Annotated in this window: 19 protein-coding genes; 10 read left to right on the top strand and 9 right to left on the bottom strand. The window is 61.0% G+C overall.

The genetic code is table 11. The features are described from left to right. Nucleotides 1-16: 16 nt before the first annotated feature. The 9 genes from ACIQV9_RS04600 to ACIQV9_RS04560 all read left to right on the top strand — a co-directional run bounded on the left by ACIQV9_RS04600 (nucleotide 17) and on the right by ACIQV9_RS04560 (nucleotide 11154). Entirely contained in the window at nucleotides 17-955 is a 939-nt protein-coding gene (locus ACIQV9_RS04600) for a quinoprotein relay system zinc metallohydrolase 1 (protein WP_403098562.1), read from the top strand. Nucleotides 956-1216: 261 nt separating this feature from the next. After that, nucleotides 1217-2992: a PQQ-dependent methanol/ethanol family dehydrogenase gene (locus ACIQV9_RS04595; RefSeq protein ID WP_403098560.1), complete on the top strand. Its 1776-nt coding sequence runs from the start codon at nucleotides 1217-1219 to the stop codon at nucleotides 2990-2992. A 250-nt stretch (nucleotides 2993-3242) separates the two neighbouring features. Further along, the gene (locus tag ACIQV9_RS04590; protein WP_403098558.1) at nucleotides 3243-4763 is read left to right on the top strand and encodes an aldehyde dehydrogenase family protein; all 1521 of its coding nucleotides are present in this window, start codon (nucleotides 3243-3245) and stop codon (nucleotides 4761-4763) included. A gap of 225 nt (nucleotides 4764-4988) precedes the next feature. Continuing rightward, on the top strand, nucleotides 4989-5060 hold the full coding sequence (gene pqqA / locus ACIQV9_RS04585; protein ID WP_010455123.1) for a pyrroloquinoline quinone precursor peptide PqqA: 72 nt from the start codon (nucleotides 4989-4991) through the stop codon (nucleotides 5058-5060). A 53-nt stretch (nucleotides 5061-5113) separates the two neighbouring features. Then, entirely contained in the window at nucleotides 5114-6028 is a 915-nt protein-coding gene (pqqB, locus tag ACIQV9_RS04580; RefSeq protein ID WP_403098555.1) for a pyrroloquinoline quinone biosynthesis protein PqqB, read from the top strand. 139 nt (nucleotides 6029-6167) lie between these two features. Continuing rightward, nucleotides 6168-6920 carry a pyrroloquinoline-quinone synthase PqqC gene (gene pqqC, locus ACIQV9_RS04575; protein ID WP_403098553.1) on the top strand — a complete coding sequence of 251 codons (753 nt, stop codon included), beginning with the start codon at nucleotides 6168-6170 and terminating at the stop codon, nucleotides 6918-6920. Further along, nucleotides 6917-8050 (top strand): pyrroloquinoline quinone biosynthesis protein PqqE, encoded by a 1134-nt coding sequence (pqqE, locus tag ACIQV9_RS04570; RefSeq protein ID WP_403098551.1) that lies wholly within the window; start codon nucleotides 6917-6919, stop codon nucleotides 8048-8050. The genes pqqC and pqqE overlap by 4 nt, the downstream gene beginning before the upstream one ends. Nucleotides 8051-8279: 229 nt before the next feature. Further along, on the top strand, nucleotides 8280-9443 hold the full coding sequence (gene ercA / locus ACIQV9_RS04565) for an alcohol dehydrogenase-like regulatory protein ErcA (RefSeq protein WP_403098548.1): 1164 nt from the start codon (nucleotides 8280-8282) through the stop codon (nucleotides 9441-9443). Next, nucleotides 9427-11154, top strand: a complete 1728-nt coding sequence (locus ACIQV9_RS04560; protein ID WP_403098545.1) for a NahK/ErcS family hybrid sensor histidine kinase/response regulator — start codon at nucleotides 9427-9429, stop codon at nucleotides 11152-11154. The genes ercA and ACIQV9_RS04560 overlap by 17 nt, the downstream gene beginning before the upstream one ends. Here the strand turns inward: ACIQV9_RS04560 and ACIQV9_RS04555 are convergent. The 7 genes from ACIQV9_RS04555 to ACIQV9_RS04525 all read right to left on the bottom strand — a co-directional run bounded on the left by ACIQV9_RS04555 (nucleotide 11139) and on the right by ACIQV9_RS04525 (nucleotide 18460). After that, on the bottom strand, nucleotides 11139-12023 hold the full coding sequence (locus tag ACIQV9_RS04555; protein WP_403098542.1) for an aldose 1-epimerase: 885 nt from the start codon (nucleotides 12021-12023) through the stop codon (nucleotides 11139-11141). The genes ACIQV9_RS04560 and ACIQV9_RS04555 overlap by 16 nt on opposite strands. A gap of 126 nt (nucleotides 12024-12149) precedes the next feature. Continuing rightward, a complete protein-coding gene (locus ACIQV9_RS04550) occupies nucleotides 12150-13430 on the bottom strand; it encodes a TRAP transporter large permease (RefSeq protein WP_154501119.1) in 1281 nt (426 codons plus the stop codon). Further along, nucleotides 13431-13958: a TRAP transporter small permease gene (locus tag ACIQV9_RS04545; RefSeq protein ID WP_403098538.1), complete on the bottom strand. Its 528-nt coding sequence runs from the start codon at nucleotides 13956-13958 to the stop codon at nucleotides 13431-13433. It abuts the gene before it with no gap. A gap of 78 nt (nucleotides 13959-14036) precedes the next feature. Further along, the gene (locus ACIQV9_RS04540) at nucleotides 14037-15008 is read right to left on the bottom strand and encodes a TRAP transporter substrate-binding protein (protein WP_403098535.1); all 972 of its coding nucleotides are present in this window, start codon (nucleotides 15006-15008) and stop codon (nucleotides 14037-14039) included. 61 nt (nucleotides 15009-15069) lie between these two features. Further along, the gene (locus tag ACIQV9_RS04535) at nucleotides 15070-15963 is read right to left on the bottom strand and encodes an SMP-30/gluconolactonase/LRE family protein (protein WP_403098533.1); all 894 of its coding nucleotides are present in this window, start codon (nucleotides 15961-15963) and stop codon (nucleotides 15070-15072) included. 53 nt (nucleotides 15964-16016) lie between these two features. Beyond that, on the bottom strand, nucleotides 16017-16835 hold the full coding sequence (locus ACIQV9_RS04530) for an NAD-dependent epimerase/dehydratase family protein (protein ID WP_403098530.1): 819 nt from the start codon (nucleotides 16833-16835) through the stop codon (nucleotides 16017-16019). A gap of 329 nt (nucleotides 16836-17164) precedes the next feature. Next, entirely contained in the window at nucleotides 17165-18460 is a 1296-nt protein-coding gene (locus ACIQV9_RS04525; protein ID WP_403098527.1) for an OprD family porin, read from the bottom strand. A gap of 257 nt (nucleotides 18461-18717) precedes the next feature. Between ACIQV9_RS04525 and ACIQV9_RS04520 the strand changes: the two genes are divergently transcribed. Next, complete coding sequence (locus tag ACIQV9_RS04520) at nucleotides 18718-19338, top strand: TetR/AcrR family transcriptional regulator (RefSeq protein ID WP_403098525.1); 621 nt, start codon at nucleotides 18718-18720, stop codon at nucleotides 19336-19338. Between the two features lie 142 nt (nucleotides 19339-19480). Here ACIQV9_RS04520 and preA read toward each other — a convergent pair whose 3' ends face one another. Together preA and ACIQV9_RS04510 are read right to left on the bottom strand one after the other, a co-directional pair. Next, nucleotides 19481-20755, bottom strand: coding sequence for an NAD-dependent dihydropyrimidine dehydrogenase subunit PreA (gene preA / locus ACIQV9_RS04515; protein WP_403098523.1), 1275 nt, complete (start codon nucleotides 20753-20755; stop codon nucleotides 19481-19483). Continuing rightward, nucleotides 20756-22123 (bottom strand): NAD(P)-dependent oxidoreductase, encoded by a 1368-nt coding sequence (locus ACIQV9_RS04510; protein WP_403098521.1) that lies wholly within the window; start codon nucleotides 22121-22123, stop codon nucleotides 20756-20758. Nucleotides 22124-22163: the final 40 nt, after the last annotated feature.

Genomic DNA, 22163 nt, shown 5'->3' with positions numbered 1-22163 from the left:
CCCCAAGGAGCGCGCGATGCGCTGGATGCTGCTGTTGTTCATGAGCCTGAGCCTGCCGGCCCTGGCGGACCTCGTCTACGTGCTCAAGCCCCGGCAGATCGCCGAAGACACCTGGCTGCTGGAAGGCAGCACTGACAATTTTGCCAAGGCCAACGGCGGCAACATCGTCAATACCGCGTTTATCGTGACCGAACGCGGGGTGGTGGTGATCGATACCGGGCCGTCGAAACGCTATGGCGAAGCGATGCGCAAAACCATTGCCACGGTGACCGATAAACCAGTGATTGATGTGCTGCTGACCCATCACCACCCGGACCATGTGCTGGGCAATCAGGCCTTCAGTGATGTGCCGATTGGTGCATTGGCTGGCACCACCGAGCTGTTGCATCGGCAGGGCGACGCCATGGCCGAAAATATGTATCGGCTGGTGGGGGACTGGATGCGTGGCACCGAAGTGCTGCTGCCGACGCGGACGTTGTCACCCGGCGTCCTCAGTTTTGGGAATCACGATTTGCGCCTGCTGAGCCTGGGTGGGCACACCGGCGCGGACCTGGCTATTCTCGACCAGCAAACCGGCGTGCTGTTTGCCGGGGACCTGGTGTTTTACCAACGGGCGCTGACCACGCCCAACAGTCCGGGGCTGTCGGTGTGGCTGGCGGACATCGCCACGCTTCAAGGCCTGCCGTGGACGCTGATCGTGCCCGGCCATGGGCCGGTGGCCAGCGATCCGCAACCGTTCGAGCAAATGCGCGACTACCTCGGCTGGCTCGATCAACTCATGCGCGACGGCGCCGCCAATGGCAGTGACATGGGGGAGATGATCCGCAGCCCCATTCCTGAGCGTTTCGCCGGGATCAGCCTGAGTCGTTACGAGCTGATTCGCAGCGTCAGCCATTTGTATCCGCGTTACGAACGCGGGCAGATGACCCGAGTGGACTCCGCCGCGAGCAAGTGATGATCGTTCCCACGCTCCCGCGTGGGAATGCCTCAACGGACGCTCCGCGTTCGGCTCCGGAAGGGACGCGGAGCGTCCCGGGCTGCATTCCCACGCAGAGCGTGGGAACGATCAAACCGGTGTTCGTCTAATCGGACCCGGTACTAAGGAACTAGCAATCTCAACACTGCGGGCAATTGTTCCAAGGGCGGCGGCGCCGAAGAATCTGCACCAGACCGGGAAAATTTCCCGGGTATAACAAAAACCGCAGAGGCAGCCGTCATGACCCAACCCGCACGTCGCCAACCCTTCGTCTTGAGCGTGCTGCTCAGTGCCATGCTGTTGTCCGGCACCGCGCTGGCCGGCGTCACCGACCAGGACATTCTCCAGGACCCCAAGAACCCGGAGCAGGTCGTCACCAACGGTCTGGGCGTCCAGGGTCAGCGCTACAGTCCGCTGGACACCCTCAACGTCAATAACGTGAAAGACTTGCGGCCGGTCTGGGCGTTTTCTTTCGGCGGGGAAAAACAACGCGGTCAACAAGCACAGCCGATGATCAAGGACGGCGTGATGTACATGACCGGTTCCTACTCGCGGGTGTTTGCGGTGGATGCGCGCACCGGCAAGAAGCTCTGGCAATACGATGCGCGCCTGCCCGATGACATCCGTCCTTGCTGCGACGTGATCAACCGGGGCGTCGCGCTGTACGGCGACCTGGTGATTTTCGGCACCCTCGACGCCAAACTCGTGGCCCTGAACAAAGACACCGGCAAAGTGGTCTGGAGCAAGAAAGTTGCCGACCACAAGGAAGGCTATTCCATCAGCGCCGCGCCGTTGGTGATCAACGGCAAACTGATCACCGGTGTCGCCGGTGGCGAGTTCGGGGTGGTCGGCAAAATAGAAGCCTACGACCCGAAAAACGGCGACTTGCTGTGGACCCGGCCCACCGTTGAAGGCCACATGGGCTTCACCTACAAGGACGGCAAAGCGTTAGAGAACGGTATCTCCGGCGGCGAAGCCGGCAAGACCTGGCCCGGCGATCTGTGGAAAACCGGCGGCGCCGCCCCTTGGCTCGGCGGTTACTACGACCCGGAAACCAATCTGCTGCTGTTCGGCACCGGCAACCCGGCGCCGTGGAACTCGCACCTGCGTCCTGGCGACAACCTTTACTCCTCGTCGCGTCTGGCGCTCAACCCGGACGACGGCACCATCAAGTGGCACTTCCAGAGCACGCCTCACGACGGCTGGGACTATGACGGCGTAAACGAGCTGGTCTCGTTCAACTACACCGAAGGCGGCAAAGAGATCAAAGCTGCCGCGACCGCTGACCGTAACGGTTTCTTCTACGTGCTGGACCGCACCAACGGCAAGTTCATCCGCGGCTTCCCGTTCGTGGACAAGATCACCTGGGCCACCGGCCTCGATAAAGAGGGCCGGCCGATCTACAACGAAGCCAGCCGCCCAGGCGCGCCGGGCTCCGAAGCGAAGGGCAGTTCGGTGTTCGTCGCCCCGGCGTTCCTAGGTGCGAAAAACTGGATGCCGATGGCCTACAACAAGGACACCGGGCTGTTCTACGTGCCGTCCAACGAGTGGGGCATGGACATCTGGAACGAAGGCATCGCCTACAAAAAAGGCGCGGCGTTCCTCGGTGCCGGTTTCACCATCAAGCCATTGAATGAAGACTACATCGGCGTGCTGCGCGCCATCGATCCGAAGACCGGCAAGGAAGTCTGGCGCCACAAGAACTTCGCGCCGCTGTGGGGCGGGGTGCTGACCACCAAGGGCAACCTGGTGTTCACCGGTACGCCGGAAGGTTTCCTGCAGGCGTTCAACGCCAAGACCGGCGAGAAAGTCTGGGAATTCCAGACCGGCTCCGGCGTCCTCGGCTCGCCCGTGACCTGGGAAATGGACGGCGAACAGTACGTCTCGGTGCTGTCCGGCTGGGGCGGCGCTGTGCCGTTGTGGGGCGGCGAAGTGGCCAAGCGCATCAAGGACTTCAACCAGGGCGGGATGCTCTGGACCTTCAAGCTGCCCAAAGACCTGGTCGCCAAGCACTGATAGCTGCCACTGATCGTTCCCACGCTCTGCGTGGGAATGCAGCCCGGGACGCTCTGCGTCCAAAGAGCCGAACGCGGAGCGTCCGTTGAGGCATTCCCACGCGGAGCGTGGGAACGATCATTGCCGCAAAACTACTACCAAATAACGAGAGTCCCCCTGCCAACGGCGCATTCGTCTGCCGCGCGAGGCTCTCTACTATCGGTTCATCGCCTGTTTGCCCGACAGGCATCGACCCAGACAGAGGCCCACCATGATCTACGCACAACCTGGAACACCCGGCGCCGTCGTTTCCTTCAAAGCGCGCTACGGCAATTTCATCGGCGGCGAGTTCGTTGCCCCGGTCAATGGCGAGTACTTCACCAACACCTCGCCGGTCACCGGTGAAGTCATCGCCGAATTCCCTCGCTCCAGCGCCGCTGACATCGAAAAAGCCCTCGACGCGGCCCATGCGGCGGCAGATGCCTGGGGCAAGACCTCGGCGCAGGATCGTTCGTTGGTGTTGCTGAAAATCGCCGACCGCATCGAACAGAACCTGGAAATCCTCGCCGTCACCGAAACCTGGGACAACGGCAAAGCCGTGCGCGAGACCCTGAACGCCGACGTGCCACTGGCCGCCGACCATTTCCGTTATTTCGCCGGCTGCATCCGTGCTCAGGAAGGCGGCGCCGCCGAGATCAACGAGCTGACCACCGCCTATCACTTTCACGAGCCGCTGGGCGTGGTCGGGCAGATCATCCCGTGGAACTTTCCGCTGCTGATGGCCGCCTGGAAACTCGCGCCGGCCCTCGCCGCCGGCAACTGCGTGGTGCTCAAACCCGCCGAACAGACGCCGCTGTCGATCATGGTCTTCGCCGAGTTGATCGCCGACTTGCTGCCGGCCGGTGTGTTGAACATCGTCCAGGGTTTCGGCCGCGAAGCGGGTGAGGCGCTGGCCACCAGCAAGCGCATCGCCAAGATTGCCTTCACTGGTTCCACGCCGATTGGCGCGCACATCATGAAATGCGCGGCCGAGAACATCATTCCAAGCACCGTCGAGCTGGGCGGCAAGTCGCCCAACATCTTCTTCGAAGACATCATGCAAGCCGAGCCGCAGTTCATCGAGAAAGCCGCCGAAGGCCTGGTGCTGGCGTTCTTCAATCAGGGCGAAGTCTGCACCTGTCCATCGCGAGCGCTGGTGCAGGAGTCGATCTACGACGACTTCATGAAAGTGGTGATGCAGAAGATCGTCAAGATCAAGCGCGGCAACCCGCTGGACACCGACACCATGGTCGGCGCCCAGGCGTCCGAGCAGCAATACGACAAGATCCTCTCGTACCTGAAAATTGCCCAGGAGGAGGGTGCCGAACTGCTCACTGGTGGCGCGGCCGAGCGTCTGGAGGGCGACTTGTCCAGCGGCTATTACATCCAGCCGACCCTGCTCAAGGGCCACAACAAAATGCGCGTGTTCCAGGAAGAAATCTTTGGGCCAGTGGTGGGCGTCACCACGTTCAAAGACGAAGCCGAAGCCCTGGCGATTGCCAATGACAGCGAGTTCGGCCTCGGCGCCGGCCTGTGGACCCGCGACATCAACCGTGCCTACCGCATGGGCCGGGCGATCAAGGCCGGGCGGGTCTGGACCAACTGCTACCACCTGTACCCAGCCCACGCCGCGTTCGGTGGCTACAAGAAATCCGGGGTCGGCCGTGAAAATCACAAGATGATGCTCGACCACTATCAGCAGACCAAAAACCTGCTGGTGAGCTACGACATCAACCCGATGGGGTTCTTCTGATTCGACCCGAAACCGTGTAACGGCCTTCGCGGGCAAGCCTCGCTCCTACAGATCACCTAAAACCTGTAGGAGCGAGGCTTGCCCGCGAATGGCCGTGTCTGACACCCCGCAACACCCCCTACCAACGCACGCCGCCACCTCGTCCCAAAGTAGCATTCGATCACTTGGCGCCCCGTGCATTAATGGCTTTACCGGAATAACCCGGCACAAGAAGAGGATTGACCCATGTGGAATAAACCCGCGTTTACCGATCTGCGCATTGGTTTTGAAGTGACGATGTATTTCGCCAACCGTTGATTGTCCACCCGGCCAGCCGTCGTGTTGGCCGGGCATGCCTTCAGGAGCCTCCCATGCACATCCGCGTTCTCGGTTCCGCCGCTGGTGGCGGTTTCCCGCAATGGAACTGCAACTGCCGCCAATGCGCCGGGATGCGCGACGGCAGCCTGCGTGCGCAACGGCGCACGCAGTCGTCGATTGCCCTGAGCGACAACGGTGTGGAGTGGGTGCTGTGCAATGCGTCACCGGACATTCGCGCGCAGCTTGAAAGTTTCCCGGCGCTGCAACCGGCCCGCCGCTTGCGCGATACGGCGATCGCCGCGGTCGTGCTGCTGGACAGCCAGATCGACCATTGCACCGGCCTGTTGAGCCTGCGTGAAGGCTGCCCGCATTCGGTCTGGTGCACGGAACGCGTTCATCAAGACCTGAGCAGCGGCTTTCCCTTGTTCCCCATGCTTGAGCACTGGAACGGCGGGTTGCAGTGGCAACCGGTCGGGCTGGACCGTGAGCCGTTCCACATCGCGGCCTGCGAACACCTGCAATTTCGGGCGATTCCCTTGGTGAGCAACGCACCGCCGTACTCGCCCAATCGCGGCAATCCACAACCGGGCGACACCATCGGTTTGTTTATCGAAGACCGGCGCAGCGGCGCCAGCGTGTTCTATGCCCCGGGCCTTGGGCAAATCGACGACGAAGTGCTGAGCTGGATGCAGCGTGCCGATTGCCTGCTGCTGGACGGCACCTTGTGGCGCGACGACGAAATGCGCGTGTGCGAAGTCGGCCAGAGCCTGGGCAGTGAAATGGGGCATCTGCCACAAAGCGGTCCTGGCGGGATGCTTGAGGTGCTGGAGGGGTTTGGCCGCCAGCGCAAAGTGCTGATCCACATCAACAATACCAACCCGATCCTCGATGAAGACTCGGCTGAGCGGGCGTTGCTGAAGCGGCGGGGGATTGAAGTGGCTTTTGATGGGATGAGTCTTGTGCTGTAGCTCATGGCCTCTTCGCGGGCAAGCCTCGCTCCTACAGGTTTTGTGTCGTGCGCCACTTCTGCGGTCGGCGAAACCTTGTAGGAGCGAGGCTTGCCCGCGAAGGCGTCAGCCGTAACACCGCGAAATCCGGAGAACCGCAATGACTGACCAACCAATGTCCACAGCCGAATTCGAGCAAGCCCTGCGCGCCAAAGGCGCCTATTACCACATCCACCACCCATTCCACCAAGCCATGTACGCCGGCCGCGCCACCCGCGAGCAGATTCAGGGCTGGGTCGCCAATCGCTTCTACTACCAGGTGAACATCCCGCTCAAGGATGCCGCGATTCTCGCCAACTGCCCGGACCGCGACGTGCGTCGTGAATGGCTGCAACGCATCCTCGACCACGATGGCGTCCCAGGCAGCGAAGGTGGCATCGAAGCCTGGCTACGGCTGGGCGAAGCCGTGGGGTTGGACCGTGAGCAAATCCTCTCTCAGGAATTGGTGCTGCCTGGCGTGCGGTTCGCCGTGGACGCCTACGTCACTTTCGCCCGTCGCGCCTGTTGGCAGGAAGCGGCCAGCAGTTCGCTCACCGAACTGTTCGCGCCGCAGATCCACCAGTCCCGTCTCGACGCCTGGCCCGCCCATTACCCATGGATCGACCCGGCCGGTTACGACTATTTCCGCACGCGCCTGAGTCAGGCACGGCGCGATGTCGAGCATGGTTTGCGCATCACTCTGGCGCACTACGTCACGGTCGAAGGCCAGCAACGCATGCTGGAGATTCTGCAGTTCAAGCTCGACGTGCTGTGGAGCATGCTCGACGCAATGAGCATGGCTTACGAGCTGGGCCGTCCGCCGTATCACACGGTGACCACGGAGAATGTCTGGCACCGGGGGATCGCCCTGTGAACCTGATCGAACAGCCACCCGGTCCACCCTTGTGGTTATTGGCCGAGCTGACATATCGCTGCCCGTTGCAATGCCCGTATTGCTCCAACCCGTTGGATTTTGCCCAGCAAGGCGAGGAATTGAGCACCGAAGAATGGATTCGGGTGTTCCGCGAAGCGCGGGAGATGGGTGCCGCGCAACTGGGTTTTTCCGGCGGTGAGCCGTTGGTGCGCCAGGACCTGGCCGAGCTGATCAAAGCTGCGCGGGATATGGGTTACTACACCAACCTCATCACGTCGGGCATCGGCCTGACCGAGCAAAAAGTCCGCGACTTCAAGGTCGCCGGGCTGGACCATATCCAGATCAGCTTTCAGGCCGCCGACGAGCAGGTCAACAACATGCTCGCCGGCTCGCGCAAGGCCTTCGCCCAGAAGCTCGACATGGCCCGGGCGGTGAAAGCCCAGGGTTACCCGATGGTCCTGAACTTCGTCACCCACCGGCACAACATCGACCAGATCGCACAGATCATCGACCTGTGCCTGGAACTGGAAGCGGACTTCGTCGAACTGGCTACGTGTCAGTTCTACGGCTGGGCCGAACTCAACCGCGTCGGCTTGCTGCCGACCCGCGAACAATTGCAGCGCGCCGAGCGCATCACCAACGAATATCGCGAGCGTCTTGAGGCCCAGGGCCATCCCTGCAAGCTGATTTTCGTCACCCCGGACTACTACGAAGAGCGCCCCAAGACCTGCATGAACGGCTGGGCCAACCTGTTTCTCGACATCACCCCGGACGGCACGGCGTTGCCTTGTCACAGCGCCCGCCAGTTACCGGTGGAGTTTCCCAGCGTGCGCGAGCACAGCATCTCGCACATCTGGACCGAATCATTCGGCTTCAATCGCTTTCGTGGCGATGACTGGATGAAAGAGCCGTGCCGCTCCTGCGATGAAAAGCACAAGGACCTGGGCGGATGCCGCTGCCAGGCGTTCATGCTGACCGGCGATGCCGAAAATGCCGACCCGGTGTGCAGCAAGTCGGCGCACCACGGGGTGATCCTCAAGGCCCGCGATGAAGCGGATGCGCCGGGGCAGGGGATGGAGCACCTGACGTTACGTAATGAGAAGGCTTCGCGGCTGATCTATCGCGGATAAAACGAGGACGACACAAATCCCCTGTAGGAGCGAGCCTGCTCGCGAAGAGGTACGCACATTCAACATCTACATTGCCTGACCCACCGCTTTCGCGAGCAGGCTCGCTCCTACAGGGGATCTGCGGTGAATACAAAATCCCCGGGTGAGCGCTACCCATTGGTCTGATTGCATTCGTGTCGGGATGGGTTAGTGTGGTTCTACCTTCAAAACAATAAAAACAGGCTTTCCAATGAGCCAGAGTCTCAGCCAGCTGCGTAAATTCGTTTCGCCTGAAATCATCTTTGGGGCCGGTTGCCGGCACAACGTCGGCAACTGCGCCAAGACCTTTGGTGCCCGCAAGGTGCTGGTGGTCAGCGACCCCGGTGTGATTGCCGCCGGTTGGGTGGCCGATGTCGAAGCCAGCCTGCAAGCCCAGGGCATCGATTACTTTTTATACAGCGACGTGTCGCCCAACCCGCGGGTCGAGGAGGTCATGCTCGGCGCCGAGTTGTACAAGGAAAATCACTGCGACGTGATCGTCGCGGTCGGTGGTGGCAGCCCGATGGATTGCGGCAAAGGCATCGGCATCGTCGTCGCCCACGGACGCAACATCCTTGAGTTCGAAGGCGTCGATACCATCCGCGTGCCCAGCCCGCCGTTGATCCTGATACCGACCACCGCCGGCACCTCGGCCGATGTCTCGCAATTCGTGATCATTTCCAATCAGCAAGAACGCATGAAGTTCTCCATCGTCAGCAAAGCCGTGGTGCCGGACGTGTCGCTGATCGACCCGGAAACCACCCTGAGCATGGACCCGTTTCTGTCGGCCTGTACCGGCATCGATGCGCTGGTGCATGCCATCGAAGCGTTCGTCTCCACCGGTCACGGGCCGCTGACCGACCCGCATGCGCTGGAAGCGATGCGCCTGATCAACGGCAACCTGGTGCAGATGATCGCCAACCCGACGGACATTGCCCTGCGCGAAAAAATCATGCTCGGCAGCATGCAGGCCGGCCTGGCGTTCTCCAATGCGATTCTTGGCGCAGTGCATGCGATGTCCCACAGCCTCGGCGGCTTCCTCGATTTGCCCCACGGTTTGTGTAACGCGGTGCTGGTCGAACACGTGGTGGCGTTCAACTACAGCTCGGCGCCGGATCGCTTCAAAGTGATCGCCGAGACCTTCGGCATCGATTGCCGTGGCCTCAATCACCGGCAGATCTGCGGGCGTCTGGTCGAACACCTGATCGCCCTGAAACACGCGATCGGCTTCCATGAAACCCTGGGTTTGCACGGGGTCAGCATGGCGGACATTCCGTTCCTGTCGCAACACGCCATGCACGACCCGTGCATCCTCACCAACCCGCGCGAATCCAGCCAGCGTGATGTCGAGGTCGTCTATGGCGAAGCCCTCTGACGAGCAGCAACGCGCGCTCGCCGGGCTACTGGGATTAGGTAGCCACTCGGCGCGCAAGAGCCATTACCCGGAACTCGCCGCTCGGCTGGACGAGCTGGAAGCCGAGCGCAATCGCTATAAATGGCTGTTCGAAAACGCCGTCCACGGGATCTTCCAGGCCAGCCTCACAGAGGGCATGCGCGCCGCCAACCCGGCCCTGGCGCGGATGCTTGGCTATCAGGACCCGCAAGAGGTGCTGTTTTCGCTGGCCGACCTGGCGAGCAACCTGTTTGTCGGCGGCGCTCAAGAGCTGGAGAAAATCCGTGAAATGCTCCAGCGCGAGCGCAGCCTGCATGGCTATGAAACCCAGTTGCGGCGCAAGGACGGCAGCAGCCTCGATGTGCTGATGAACCTGCTGCTCAAGCCCGATCAGGAAGGGCTGGTGGAGGGCTTTGTCGCCGATATTACCGAACGCAAACTAGCCCAGCAGCGCCTGCTACAACTCAATGACGAACTGGAGCAGCGGGTCACCGCGCGCACCGATGAATTGCTGGAAGCCAACCGCAACCTGCAACAGCAGATCACCCAGCGCAAACAGATCGCCGAAGCCTTGCGCGACGCCCGGGACGCCGCCGAAGCCGCCAATCGCAGCAAGGACAAATACCTCGCTGCCGCCAGCCATGACTTGCTGCAGCCACTCAACGCCGCCCGATTGCTGATATCGACGCTGCGCGAGCGCAAATTGCCGGATGTCGAGCAGGTGTTGGTGGAACGAACGCACCAGGCCCTGGAAGGCGCTGAGGATTTGCTCACCGATTTGCTGGACATTTCCCGGCTCGATCAGGCCGCCGTCAAACCGGACATTGCGCTGTACCGCCTCGACGAATTGCTCGCGCCGCTGGTCTCGGAGTTCCAGTCGGTGGCCGAGGCCGCCGGGTTGAACCTGAGGGTGCACATGGGCGATTACGCGATTCATACCGACCTGCGTTTGATGACGCGGATCCTGCGTAACTTTCTCAGCAATGCCTGCCGTTATACCGATGAGGGCAGCATTCTGCTGGGGGTCAGACGGCGCGGCGACATGCTGCGCCTGGAAGTGTGGGACACCGGGCGCGGGATCGCGGCGGATCGGCTGGACTCGATCTTCCTCGAATTCAATCAACTGGATGTCGGGCGCGCCGCCGATCGCAAGGGCGTGGGGCTGGGGCTGGCCATCGTTGAACGTATCGCCAAGATCCTCAACTACCGGATCCAGGTTCACTCGCGGCCGGGACGCGGTTCGGTGTTCAGCATCGATGTGCCGATTTCCCATGAGGTTCCGCTGCCGATCAGCCTGGCAGCGCCACAGCCGGGCACGGGCAATCCGTTGCCGGGCAGGCGCCTGCTGGTGCTGGACAATGAAGTGAGCATTCTTGACAGCATGAGCGCGCTGCTGGGGCAATGGGGCTGTGAGGTGGTCATTGCCACGGATGAGCACTCAGCGCTGGCGGCCCTGCTGGGACGGGCGCCGGAATTGATTCTGGCGGATTACCACCTCGATCACGGGGTGGTTGGCTGTGATGTGGTGCGGCATTTGCGCGAGCATTTCAGCCAGACGATTCCAGCGGTGATTATTACCGCCGATCGCACCGATCAATGCCGGCGCTCGTTGCAGCGACTTGGCGCGCCGCTGCTGAACAAACCGGTGAAACCCGGCAAGTTGCGCGCAGTGTTGAGTCAGATGCTGGGCTGATCAAGAGGGCGATAGTGCAGGCTGAAGCCGAGTTCGACGGATTGACCTTGCTCCAGCAAACGCAGCCCCGGACGCCCAGGCAAGTGGTGGGCGTTGACCGGGTGGCTGACCGGTTCGATGCAGAAAAATCCCATACCCACCGGGCAATAGAGCAGGTAGTAATCGCTGCCGGTGGCCTGGCATTCCAGTTCATAACCGAGCTCGGGTTGCTGGATCAGGCAATGACCGTCCCATTCGCAGAAACCGTTGTCGACCAGTGTGTCGGGCAGAGCTTTGAGCTGATGAAAGTCCCACTCCGCAGGCAGTGCGATGCGTTCGGTTGGCAGTTTCGATCCATCGCATAACCAGGTTTTTTCCGCCTTGGCCTGTAGCCGGGTGTTCGCTGTGCGCGGAAAGTACGGGTGCAGTCCGAGCCCATGCCACGCGGGGTGTTTGGCCAGGTGGGTGACGTGCATATCGATGCTCAGTCGGCCCTCGTTCAGATGAAACCGCTGACGGGCGCGATAGGCGAAGGGGCTTTTGCTGTTGAGTTGCAGGACGACCTCGTCATGGGTCTGCGACACCACCTGCCACGGTTGTTGCCAGGCGCTGCCGTGAATCGGCAGTGGATCGGTGAGGCTGTTGGGCTTCAAGGCGATCCATCCATCGGGGCATTCGAAGCCCCCTTCGGCGATGCGGTTTGACCACGGAATCAAGGGGTAGCAACCGAGTTTGCCTGGCAGGCCGGTGTTCAGCGCGTGGGCGTCGTTGTGGCGCAGCAGCGGTTGCCCGGTGCTGCGAACGGTCCAGTTGACGAGGCTGCCACCGAGTTCGGGGGCGAGGGTGAGGTGGGTGAGGTCGTCTGTGAGTTCGACAATGTTTGGCGTCATGTTGACCCGCGGTATTCAGGTTTTTTCGGTAATGGGTGAACAGGCTTTTTGTAGGAGCCAGGTTTGCCGGCGAAGGCGCACTCAGGGACGCTTTCGCCGGCAAGCCTGGCTCCTACAGAAAAGGTTTTACAACACCAAATGCGGCAACCACAGCGACAGCGCGGGAATGTAGGTCACGGCCAGCAGCACGAGGAACAGCACGGCGTAGAACGGCAGCAGCGCTTTCACGGTTTTTTCGATGCTGACTTTGCCCACGGCCGACCCCACAAACAATACCGCACCCACCGGCGGCGTGATCAATCCAATCCCCAGGTTCACCAGCATGATCATGCCGAACTGCACCGGGTCCACGCCAATGCCCAGAATCACCGGCATCAGGATCGGCGTCAGGATCAGGATCAGCGGCGCCATGTCCATCACGGTGCCGAGCAACAGCAGCATTACGTTGATGCACATCAGGATCACGTAACGGTTGTCCGACAGGGTCAGGAACATCGTGGTGATCTTCGACGGTATCTGCATCAGGGTCATGATGTAGCCGAAGCTCGCGGCGAAGCCGATCAGGATCATCACGATCGAAATCGTCCGCACCGTACGGTGCATCAGTTTCGGCAGCTCACTCCACTTGTAGTCGCGGTAGATGAACATGGTCACGAAGAACGACCACAGCACCGCAATCGCTGCCGATTCGGTAGCAGTGAAAATGCCCGAGAGGATCCCGCCGAGGATGATGACCATGGCCATCAGGCCCCACATCGCTTCACCGCAGATTTTCAGCGCCTGCTTCAAGGGAATGACTTCGCCCTTGGGGTAGTTGCGCTTTTTCGCGAAGATCAGGCACAGCACCATCAGGCACGCGCTCATCAGCAAGCCCGGCACCACGCCGGCCATGAACAGCGACGCAATCGACACGGTGCCGCCCGCGGCTAGGGAGTAGAGCACCGAGTTGTGGCTGGGCGGCGTCAGCAGGGCTTGCACCGAGCCGCTGACGGTCACTGCTGTAGCGAATTCACGGGGATAACCACGGCGTTCCATCTCTGGAATCAGCACCGAACCGACCGAGGCCGTATCTGCCACCGAAGAGCCGGAGATCGCGCCGAAGAAGGTCGAGGCCATGATGTTGACCAGCGACAAGCCGCCACGGACAAACCCGACCAGTACACCGGCAAACGCCACCAGCCGCCGGGACATGCCGCCCTCGGCCATGATTGCGCCCGCCAATACGAAGAACGGAATCGCCAGCAAGGAGAATTTGTTCACGCCGCCCGCGACCTGAATCATCAGCGCCTGGAACGGGATGTCGATCCACCACGCACCGATCAGGGCGGAAAGCCCCAGTGCATAGGCGACCGGCATGCCGATCAGGATCAACGCAATAAAACTGCCCAACAGAATCAACGCGTCCATTCAGGCAGCCCCTTCGCTTTCTTCAACCAGGTCGAAACGCACGACCCGACGGTTGCTCTGGTCACCGAGCAAGAGTTTTTCCAGGACAAAGATCAGCGTCAGCACACCACCAATCGGGATCGGCATGTAGGTAATGCCCACGCGCAGCGTCGGCATGGCGCTCATGAACTGGTTCCAGGTCGACAGGCACAGCTTGGTGCCCCAGATCGCCATGAACAGGCAAATGGTCGCCATCAACAACTGGGAAACAATACTCATGACTCTGCGCAACTCGGGCGCCATGCGGTCAGTGAGCATCGCCACGGCCATGTGCGCGCCGGCGCGGTAACTGGCGGCGGCGCCGATGAAGGTGAAGACCATCATCAGCAGGATCGCGGCGGGTTCCGGCCAGCTAGAGCCGGTGCCGAGTACGTAGCGGGCGAAGACGCCCCAGGGAATGATCAGGGAAATCGTCAAGACCGACAGACCGGCGACCCAGATGCAGGTCATGTAAATCCTGTCGTTGATGCGTAGCAGCAGATTCTTCATCGGGTTCCACCGTAACCGGGCGCGCGCTGACATTCACCAACGTCAACGGCGCCGGGCCTTTCATGAGGGCAGGGAGGGTTATTGAACGGCTTCGATGCGCTTGATCAGGTCGGCGTAAGGCGCGCCGTATTTCTCGCGAATCGAGGCGGTGGCCTCATAGAAAGGTTTCTTGTCGACGGTGATGAACTCGACGCCGGCTGCCTTGAGTTTCTCTTCGCTGCTGGCGGATTTTGCGTCCCACAACGTGCGTTCCTGCGCCTGTGCGGCCTTGGCGGTTTTCTTCACCAGCACTTGCTGCTCGGGGGTGAGTTTGTCCCAAGTGATCTTCGACATCACGATCGGCTCAGGCAGGATCAAGTGCCCGGTCAGGCTGTAGTACTTGGCGTTCTGGTAGTGGTTGTGTTCGAGCAGGGTCGGCGGGTTGTTTTCCGCGCCGTCGATCACGCCAGTCTGCAAGGCGCTGAAGATCTCGCCGGTGTCCATCGCAATGCCGTTACCGCCCATGGCGTTGATGGTCTCGATGAACATCGGGTTGCCTTGCACGCGGATCTTCATGCCCTTGAGGTCTTCAAGTTTGCGCACCGGTTTTTTCGTGTAGATGTTGCGCGTGCCTCCGTCCATCCAGGCCAGGGCGACCAGGTTGAATTCGGAGTTGGTGATTTTGTCGAGGATCTCGTCGCCGACGTCACCGTCGATGACTTTGCGCATGTGCGCCTGGTCACGGAACACGAACGGCATATTGAACACGTTCACGTCCGGCACCACCGGCCCGACGATGCCGAGGCTGACCCGGGCCATCTGGATGGCGCCGACCTGGGCTTGTTCAACCACTTCTTTTTCCGAGCCGAGCACACCGCCGGCGAACATCTTGAAAGTCAGCGCGCCGTTGCTGTCGGCGACCAGGGTTTTACCCAGTTGTTCCTCGGCCACCACGGTCGGGTAACCGGCAGGGTGGATGTCGGCGAATTTGATTTCCAGCGCCTGAGCGGCACTGCTGAGGGTGAAGGCCAAGGGGAGTGCAGCGGCGAGCAAGGTGCGTTTGAAGTCCATGGGGGTGTCTCCAGTTTGTTATTTTTTTTGTATTCAAGGCGCAGCGGTGCAGCAGGAGCGGTTAAAGCAGATCGTTGAACAACGGTTCCGGTAATCCTTTGACGCCGGGGTCGAGGGCGAACACGCCGCCGGCCAATGACTGCGGATCATGGTCGTCACCGGGGCGGATCGAGGTCACGAACAGCGTGTCCAGTCGACTGCCACCGAAGGCGCACATGGTGGGTTTTTTCACGGGGACGGCGAGGGAACGGTCCAGTCGACCGTCCGGGGTAAAACGGTGAATCAGTCCGGCGTCGTTGGCGCAGATCCAGTAGCCGCCTTCGGCATCAACGGCGGCGCCGTCGGGGCGACCGGGGAACTGATTCATGTCGACGAACAGCCGCCGGTTGGACGGGGTGCCGCTGTCGATGTCGTAATCGAAGGCCCAGATCTGCTGGACCAAGGGATGGGAATCGGACAGGTACATCGTCCGGCCGTCCGGGCTGAAGCTCAAGCCGTTGGGCACGATGAAGCCATCAAGCCGCGCTTCGAGCGGCCCACGCTGTCCGGAACTGTAGCGATACAACGTGCCGTCGGCGGCGTTGGCGCCCATGTTCAACACCATGCTGCCGGCCCAGAAACGCCCCTGACGATCACAGCGACCGTCGTTCAGGCGCATGTCGACGCGGGCGTGATCGACATGCGCGAGCAGCTCGGCGTCGAGGCTGCCGTCGTTGTGCGGCTGCAAATGGAAGAAGCCGCTTTCCATCCCGGCCACCCAGCCGCCGTCGCTGTGACGGGCGATGCAGGCGAGCATTTCCGGGGTGGTCCAGGCATGGACATGACCGCTGTCGGCGCTCCAGCGCTGCAGTCCGCCGGCAGGAATATCCACCCAATACAGGGCGTTTTCCTCGGGGACCCAGACCGGGCTTTCACCGACCGCGTTACGGGCATCGACAATCAATTCGGCTTGCATGGCGACTCATTCCCTTGGGTTTTTGTTGTGGGGATCAAGTGAGGTCAGCGGGTTCAGTCACCGAAAGGGCCGCACGCCACAAACGCGCCACCCTGGTAAACCATGGCCGGGTCATCAGCGGCGGGCATCGGCTGCGCTTCGACTTTTTCGCGGAACACTTCGGAGCTGTCCTGAGGCGCAAAGCCCAGGGCGGTCGCAAAACGGTTGTCCCACCAGACGTTCTTGTTGTCGGACATGCCGTAGACCACGGTGTGGCCGACGTTCGGCGCGTACAGCGCGCGTTCGAGCAAGTGGGTCAGGTCGCCGAAGCTCAGCCAGGTGCTCATCATTCGGCGGTTTTGCGGTTCCGGGAACGAGGAGCCGATGCGGATGCTGACGGTCTCGATGCCGTAGCGATCGAAGTAGAAACTCGCCATGTCTTCGCCGTAGGACTTGGACAAACCGTAATAGCTGTCTGGGCGGCGAGGGCAGTGGGCGTCGATCGTTTCGCCTTGCTTGTAGAAACCGATGACGTGGTTGGAGCTGGCGAAAATCACCCGCTTCACGCCATGGCGGCGCGCGGCTTCGTATATATGGAAGACGCCGCAGATGTTGGCGCCGAGGATTTCTTCAAACGAGCGCTCCGTCGATACGCCACCGAAATGCAAGATCGCGTCCACGCCTTCGACCAGTTGGTGCACCGCCTGCTTGTCGGCCAGATCGCAGGTGACGACTTCTTCGCGGTTATCGACGGCCGGTGCCATGTCGGCGATGTCCGACAGGCGAATGACGTTGGCATAAGGGCGCAGGCTTTCACGCAAGACTTTACCCAGGCCACCGGCGGCACCGGTCAGCAGCAGGCGATTGAAAGGGGCTGTAGGAGTGCTGGTCATGGAAGTCCCTGAGTACGCAATTATTGTTGTAGGTTGTCGTATGACTATGTCGAAGTATCGTTAGGCTTTCCGAGTCTTGTCAACGCGACTTTGGTTGAAAATGACGGAGGGTCTTGTGGCAAAGGTGTTTTCCTTTGGCAAAGGAGATACCTGAGCCAAAGGGAATACGTGTGGCGAGGGGATTTATCCCCGTTGGGCCGCGAAGCGGCCCCAAAACTGAATCTTCATTTCTTCAGGCAAACCGCGTAGCTGGATTGACGACTGCTTTGCAGCCGAACGGGGATAAATCCCCTCGCCACAGGTGATGTGAACCTGCAGAAGATGTCTGTCTACAACAACGAAATCGGGTAGCTGATGAAAATCCGGTTTTCGTCGAACTCGTTGGTGCTAAAGCTCTTGCGGATGGTCGCGTTGCGCCATTTGACGTTGAGGTTCTTCAGCGGGCCGCTTTGCACGGTGTAGGCCAGTTCCGATTCGCGGCCCCATTCCTTGCCATCGGTGATCGTGCCGGTGTGCACGTTATCGCCGCTGATGTAGCGGTTCATCATCGTCAGGCCGGGAACGCCGAGGGCGACGAAGTTGTAGTCGTGGCGCAGCTGCCAGGATTTTTCCTTGGCGTTGTCGTAGCTGGAGTTGTAACTGTCGTTGGCCAGGGTGCCGCCGCTGGTGCCGTTGACCCGCATCCAGACATCGTCGCCGCTGAGTTTTTGCAGGCCGACGTAGAAGGTGTTGCCGCCGTATTTGGCCGAGAGCATGGCGAACGCGGTTTTGTTGTCCAGGTCGCCGGCGAAGGCGCTGCCGTCTTCCTTGCCGATGAAATAACCGAGGTTGGCGCCCAGGGTCCAGTCGCCGATGGGCTGGCTGTGGCTCAGGTTGAAATACTGTTGCTGATAAATGTCACTGAGTTCCGAGTACCAGACGCCGACCTGGGTGCGTTTGTCGTTGAAAGCGTATTCGCCGCCGCCGAAGTTGAAGCGGTCCGAGGTGAACGCGGCTTTGGTGTTCATGGACATGTCTTCCATGCTCGCATCGTTGCGCGGGCTGTTTTGGCGGAACTGGCCGCCGTAGAGCGTCAGGCCGCTGATCTCGGTGGACGTCACCTGACCGCCACGGAAGGTTTGCGGCAGCGAGCGGCCGTCGTCGGAACGCAGGATCGGCAGCACCGGCATCCATTCCCCGACCTTCAATTCGGTCTTCGAGATTTTGCCTTTCAGCGCCACGCCCATGCGGCCGAAATTGTCGGCAGGGCGGCCGTCGTCGTGGATCGGCAGCAGCTGTGTGCCGCCAGTGCCTTTGCCGCCATCAAGTTTTTGCGAGTACAGGCCCAGCACGTCCACGCCGAAACCGACGGGCCCCGGGGTGAACCCGGACTTGGCGTCGAGGATGAAGTTTTGCGTCCACTCTTCAGCCTTGCCCTGTGGGTAGGCCGGGTTGGTGTAGTTGCGATTGATGTAGGCGTTGCGCAGGTTCAGCGTGGCTTTGGCGTCATCGACGAACCCTTCTGCGTTGCTGGTCATGGGCAAGGCGAAGGCCAGGCTGCTGCAACCGATCAGGCTCAGGGTGTGGCGGCGTACGAAGGTCGGGCGAGGGGTGCTGGCGAAGGAATTGCGGACGAGTTTGCTCACAGTGACGCTCCCTTTTTTCTTGTTGTTTTTATTTTTTGTCATACGTCGTCGTACAACATTGGTGGCGATTATTTGCGAGGCTTTCAGGGGTTGTCAATCAGAAGTTGTACGATGACTTAGGCAACTGCCGATATCTGAAGGGCGAACATCGGTTGCGCCAGCGGCTGATACGGCGACGAGTCATGGCTCGGAAGCAGAGGTCGCCGCGAGCTAGAGCGGATGCTAGTCTTGGCCAACGCTGTTGTCAGGGAGCCCTCATGGGCAATCACAAGATCGAGATTCGTCGCAGTAACGTCGAGAAAATTTTGCTGGGGGCCGAAAAGGTCTTCGCCGAAAAAGGCTTCGGCGGCACCGCCATGGCCGACATTGCCGCGCAAGTGCAACTGCCGCGCTCCAATCTGCATTACTACTTCAGCACCAAGACCGAACTGTACAGCGCAGTGCTGTTCGATCTGCTGGAGGTCTGGAAGCAGGATGCGTTGTGCTTCGAGATGTTCGACGATCCGCGCGTAGTACTCAGCAGCTACATCCGCGCCAAGATGAACCACTCCCGCAGCCGGCCTTATGGGTCGAAAGTCTGGGCCAATGAAATCATCCACGGCGCCCCCACCTTGGGCGTCGCGCTGGACGCGAGCCTGTACGACTGGGCCAAGATGAAAGAAGCGAAAATCCGCCAGTGGGTGGACGACAAACGCATCCTGCCGGTGGAGCCTTCAAGCCTGCTGTATATGATCTGGGCCTCGACCCAGCATTACGCGGACTTTGATCATCAGGTGAATATCCTCAATGATCATCAGCCGCTGTCGGACATGCAGTTCGAGCGGGCGGTGCAGACGGTGACGAGTGTGATATTGCGGGGGATTGGGCTGGAGCCTTGAGATTTTCGGTGTGGCTGCCGGCCTCTTCGCGGGCAAGCCTCGCTCCTACAGGTTTTGTGTCGATCCACGATTAAATGATCGACGGTGGACCCTGTAGGAGCGAGGCTTGCCCGCGAAGGCGTCAGCTCAGGCGACGCACATCTCAAACCGCGACATGGTACGGATTTCTCGGATCATGATTCCAATCCAGAAACGGCTTGCCGTTCTCCATCGGTACCATCTCGATGCAATCTTCCACCGGGCAAGTGATCTGGCACAGGTTGCAGCCGACGCACTCATCATCAATCACTTCATACTTACGCGTTCCGTCCGCCTGTTTCAGGCTGGCGACCGCCTGGTGCGAGGTATCTTCGCAAGCAATGTGGCAACGTCCGCAACCAATGCACGCGTCCTGATCAATCTTCGCAATCACCTGATAGTTGATGTCCAGGTACTTCCAGTCTGTGGTATTGCCCACCGCCCGGCCGGAAAACTCTGAGATGCTGGCGTAACCCTGACTGTCCATCCAGCGTGACAGACCGTCCTTCATTTCCTCGACAATCCGGAAGCCATGCAGCATCGCCGCGGTGCACACCTGCACCGATCCGCTGCCCAGAGCGATGAACTCCGCTGCATCACGCCAACTGCCAATGCCGCCAATGCCGGAGATCGGCAGGCCTTGGGTCTGTGGATCACGGGCGATTTCAGCGACCATGTTCAGCGCAATCGGCTTCACCGCCGAACCGCAATAACCACCGTGGGTGCTTTGGCTGCCGACGGTGGGGTTGGCGACCATGCGTTCCAGATTGACGCTGGTGATCGAGTTGATGGTGTTGATCAGCGACACCGCATCCGCGCCGCCGCGATGGGCCGCACGGGCGGCGACGCGGATGTCGGTGATGTTCGGCGTGAGCTTGACGATCACCGGCAGCGAGCAATACGTCTTGCACCAGCGGGTGACCTGCTCGACGTACTCTGGCACCTGGCCGACCGCTGCGCCCATGCCCCGTTCCGGCATGCCGTGGGGGCAACCGAAGTTCAGCTCGATACCGTCGGCGCCGGTGGCTTCCACCAGCGGCAGGATGAATTTCCACGATTCTTCGACGCAGGGCACCATCAGCGAAACGATCAGCGCGCGGTCCGGCCAGTCCTTTTTGACCTGGGTGATTTCCCGCAGGTTGATCTCCAGCGAGCGGTCGGTGATCAGCTCGATATTGTTGAAGCCCACCACTTCACGGTTGGCGCCGAAGTGCGCCGAGTAACGCGACGATACGTTGACCGCCGCCGGGTCTTCACCCAGGGTTTTCCAGACTACGCCACCCCAACCGGCTTCGAAGGCGCGAACCACGTTGTAGGCCTTGTCGGTCGGCGGCGCGGAGGCCAGCCAGAACGGATTCGGGGATTTGATGCCGGCGAAGACAATCGAGAGATCGGCCATTTACGCAGCCTCCACGTTGAGCATCAGTTGAGCGTTGATGGCCTCGGCGGCCCGTTTGCCATGTTGCACGGCTTGCACGGTGAGGTCCTGATCGAGGCTGGTGCAGTCGCCGCCGGCATACACGCCGGGGATGCTGGTGCGCAGATGTTCATCGACCTGGATTCGGTCGCCTTGGCGCTTGAGCTCGCGTGCCAGCGGGTCGGCGAGGGCGCCGGGATCGAAGGCCTGGCCGATGGCTTTGAAAATCGCGTCGGCGGCCAGCTCGAAGGTTTCGCCGGTGATTTGCAGGCGGCCGTCCACCAGGTGAGTGCGGGCGAAGCGCATGCCGCGCACGTTGCCTTGGTCGTCGAGCAGCACTTCTTCAGGTTGTGCCCACGTCAGCAAGCGCACCTGATTGGCCTTGGCGATGTCCTGTTCGTGACCGGTGGCGCCCATTTCCTCGACGCCGCGGCGGTACACCAGATTCACGTCGCGCGCCCCGAGGCGGGCCATTTGCACGGCCATGTCGATGGCCGTATTGCCGGCGCCGAGGACGATGCAATGGTCCGCCAGCGGCAGTTGGCTCAGGTCATCGGCCTGACGCAGTTCGCGGATGTAGTCGGTGGCAGCGAGCAGGCCGGGCGCGTCTTCGTGCGGCAAGCCGAGTTGTTTACTGGCGGCCAGGCCGAGGCCAAGGAACACCGCGTCGAATTGCTGATGCAGTTCGCTGAGGGTCAGGTTCTCGCCGAGCTTCTGACCGTGACGAATTTCGATGCCGCCAATCGCCAGCAGAAACTCAAGCTCCTTCTGCGCGTAGTCGTCCACCAGTTTGTACTTGGCGATCCCGTATTCGTTGAGGCCGCCCGCTTTTTCCCGTGCCTCGAAAATCACCACGTCATGGCCATGCATCGCACTGCGGTGAGCGCAGGACAAACCGGCCGGGCCGGCACCGACCACGGCGATGCGTTTGCCGGTGGTGGCGGCGCGCTGGAAGGGGTGTTCGTTGAAGTGCGCGTTGTCGACGGCGTAACGTTGCAACAGGCCGATCAGCACCGGTGCGCACTCATGATCGTTGTTGCGCACGCAGGCTTGCTGGCAGAGGATTTCCGTCGGGCACACCCGCGCGCAGCTGCCGCCAAGGATGTTGGCCGAGAGGATTTTCTGCGCGGCGCCCTGAACGTTTTCCTGGTGGATATTGCGGATGAACGACGGAATGTCGATCTCGCTCGGGCAGGCATTGACGCAAGGCGCGTCGTAGCAATACAGGCAGCGCGAGGCTTCCAGATGCGCCTGACGGTCGTTGAGCGGCGGTGCCAGGTCGGTGAAATGGCCGGCGAGGGCGGCCGCATTCTCGTAGGGATGCGGGAGGTGGTTCAGGGTCTTGATCACGGTGTTGGCCTCACGGTTAATTGAGGTGATGCCTCTGATG

It is taken from the genome of Pseudomonas sp. NPDC099000 (genome assembly GCF_044759925.1).
GTDB lineage: Bacteria > Pseudomonadota > Gammaproteobacteria > Pseudomonadales > Pseudomonadaceae > Aquipseudomonas.
This window is presented reverse-complemented; position numbering and strand designations above follow the sequence as displayed.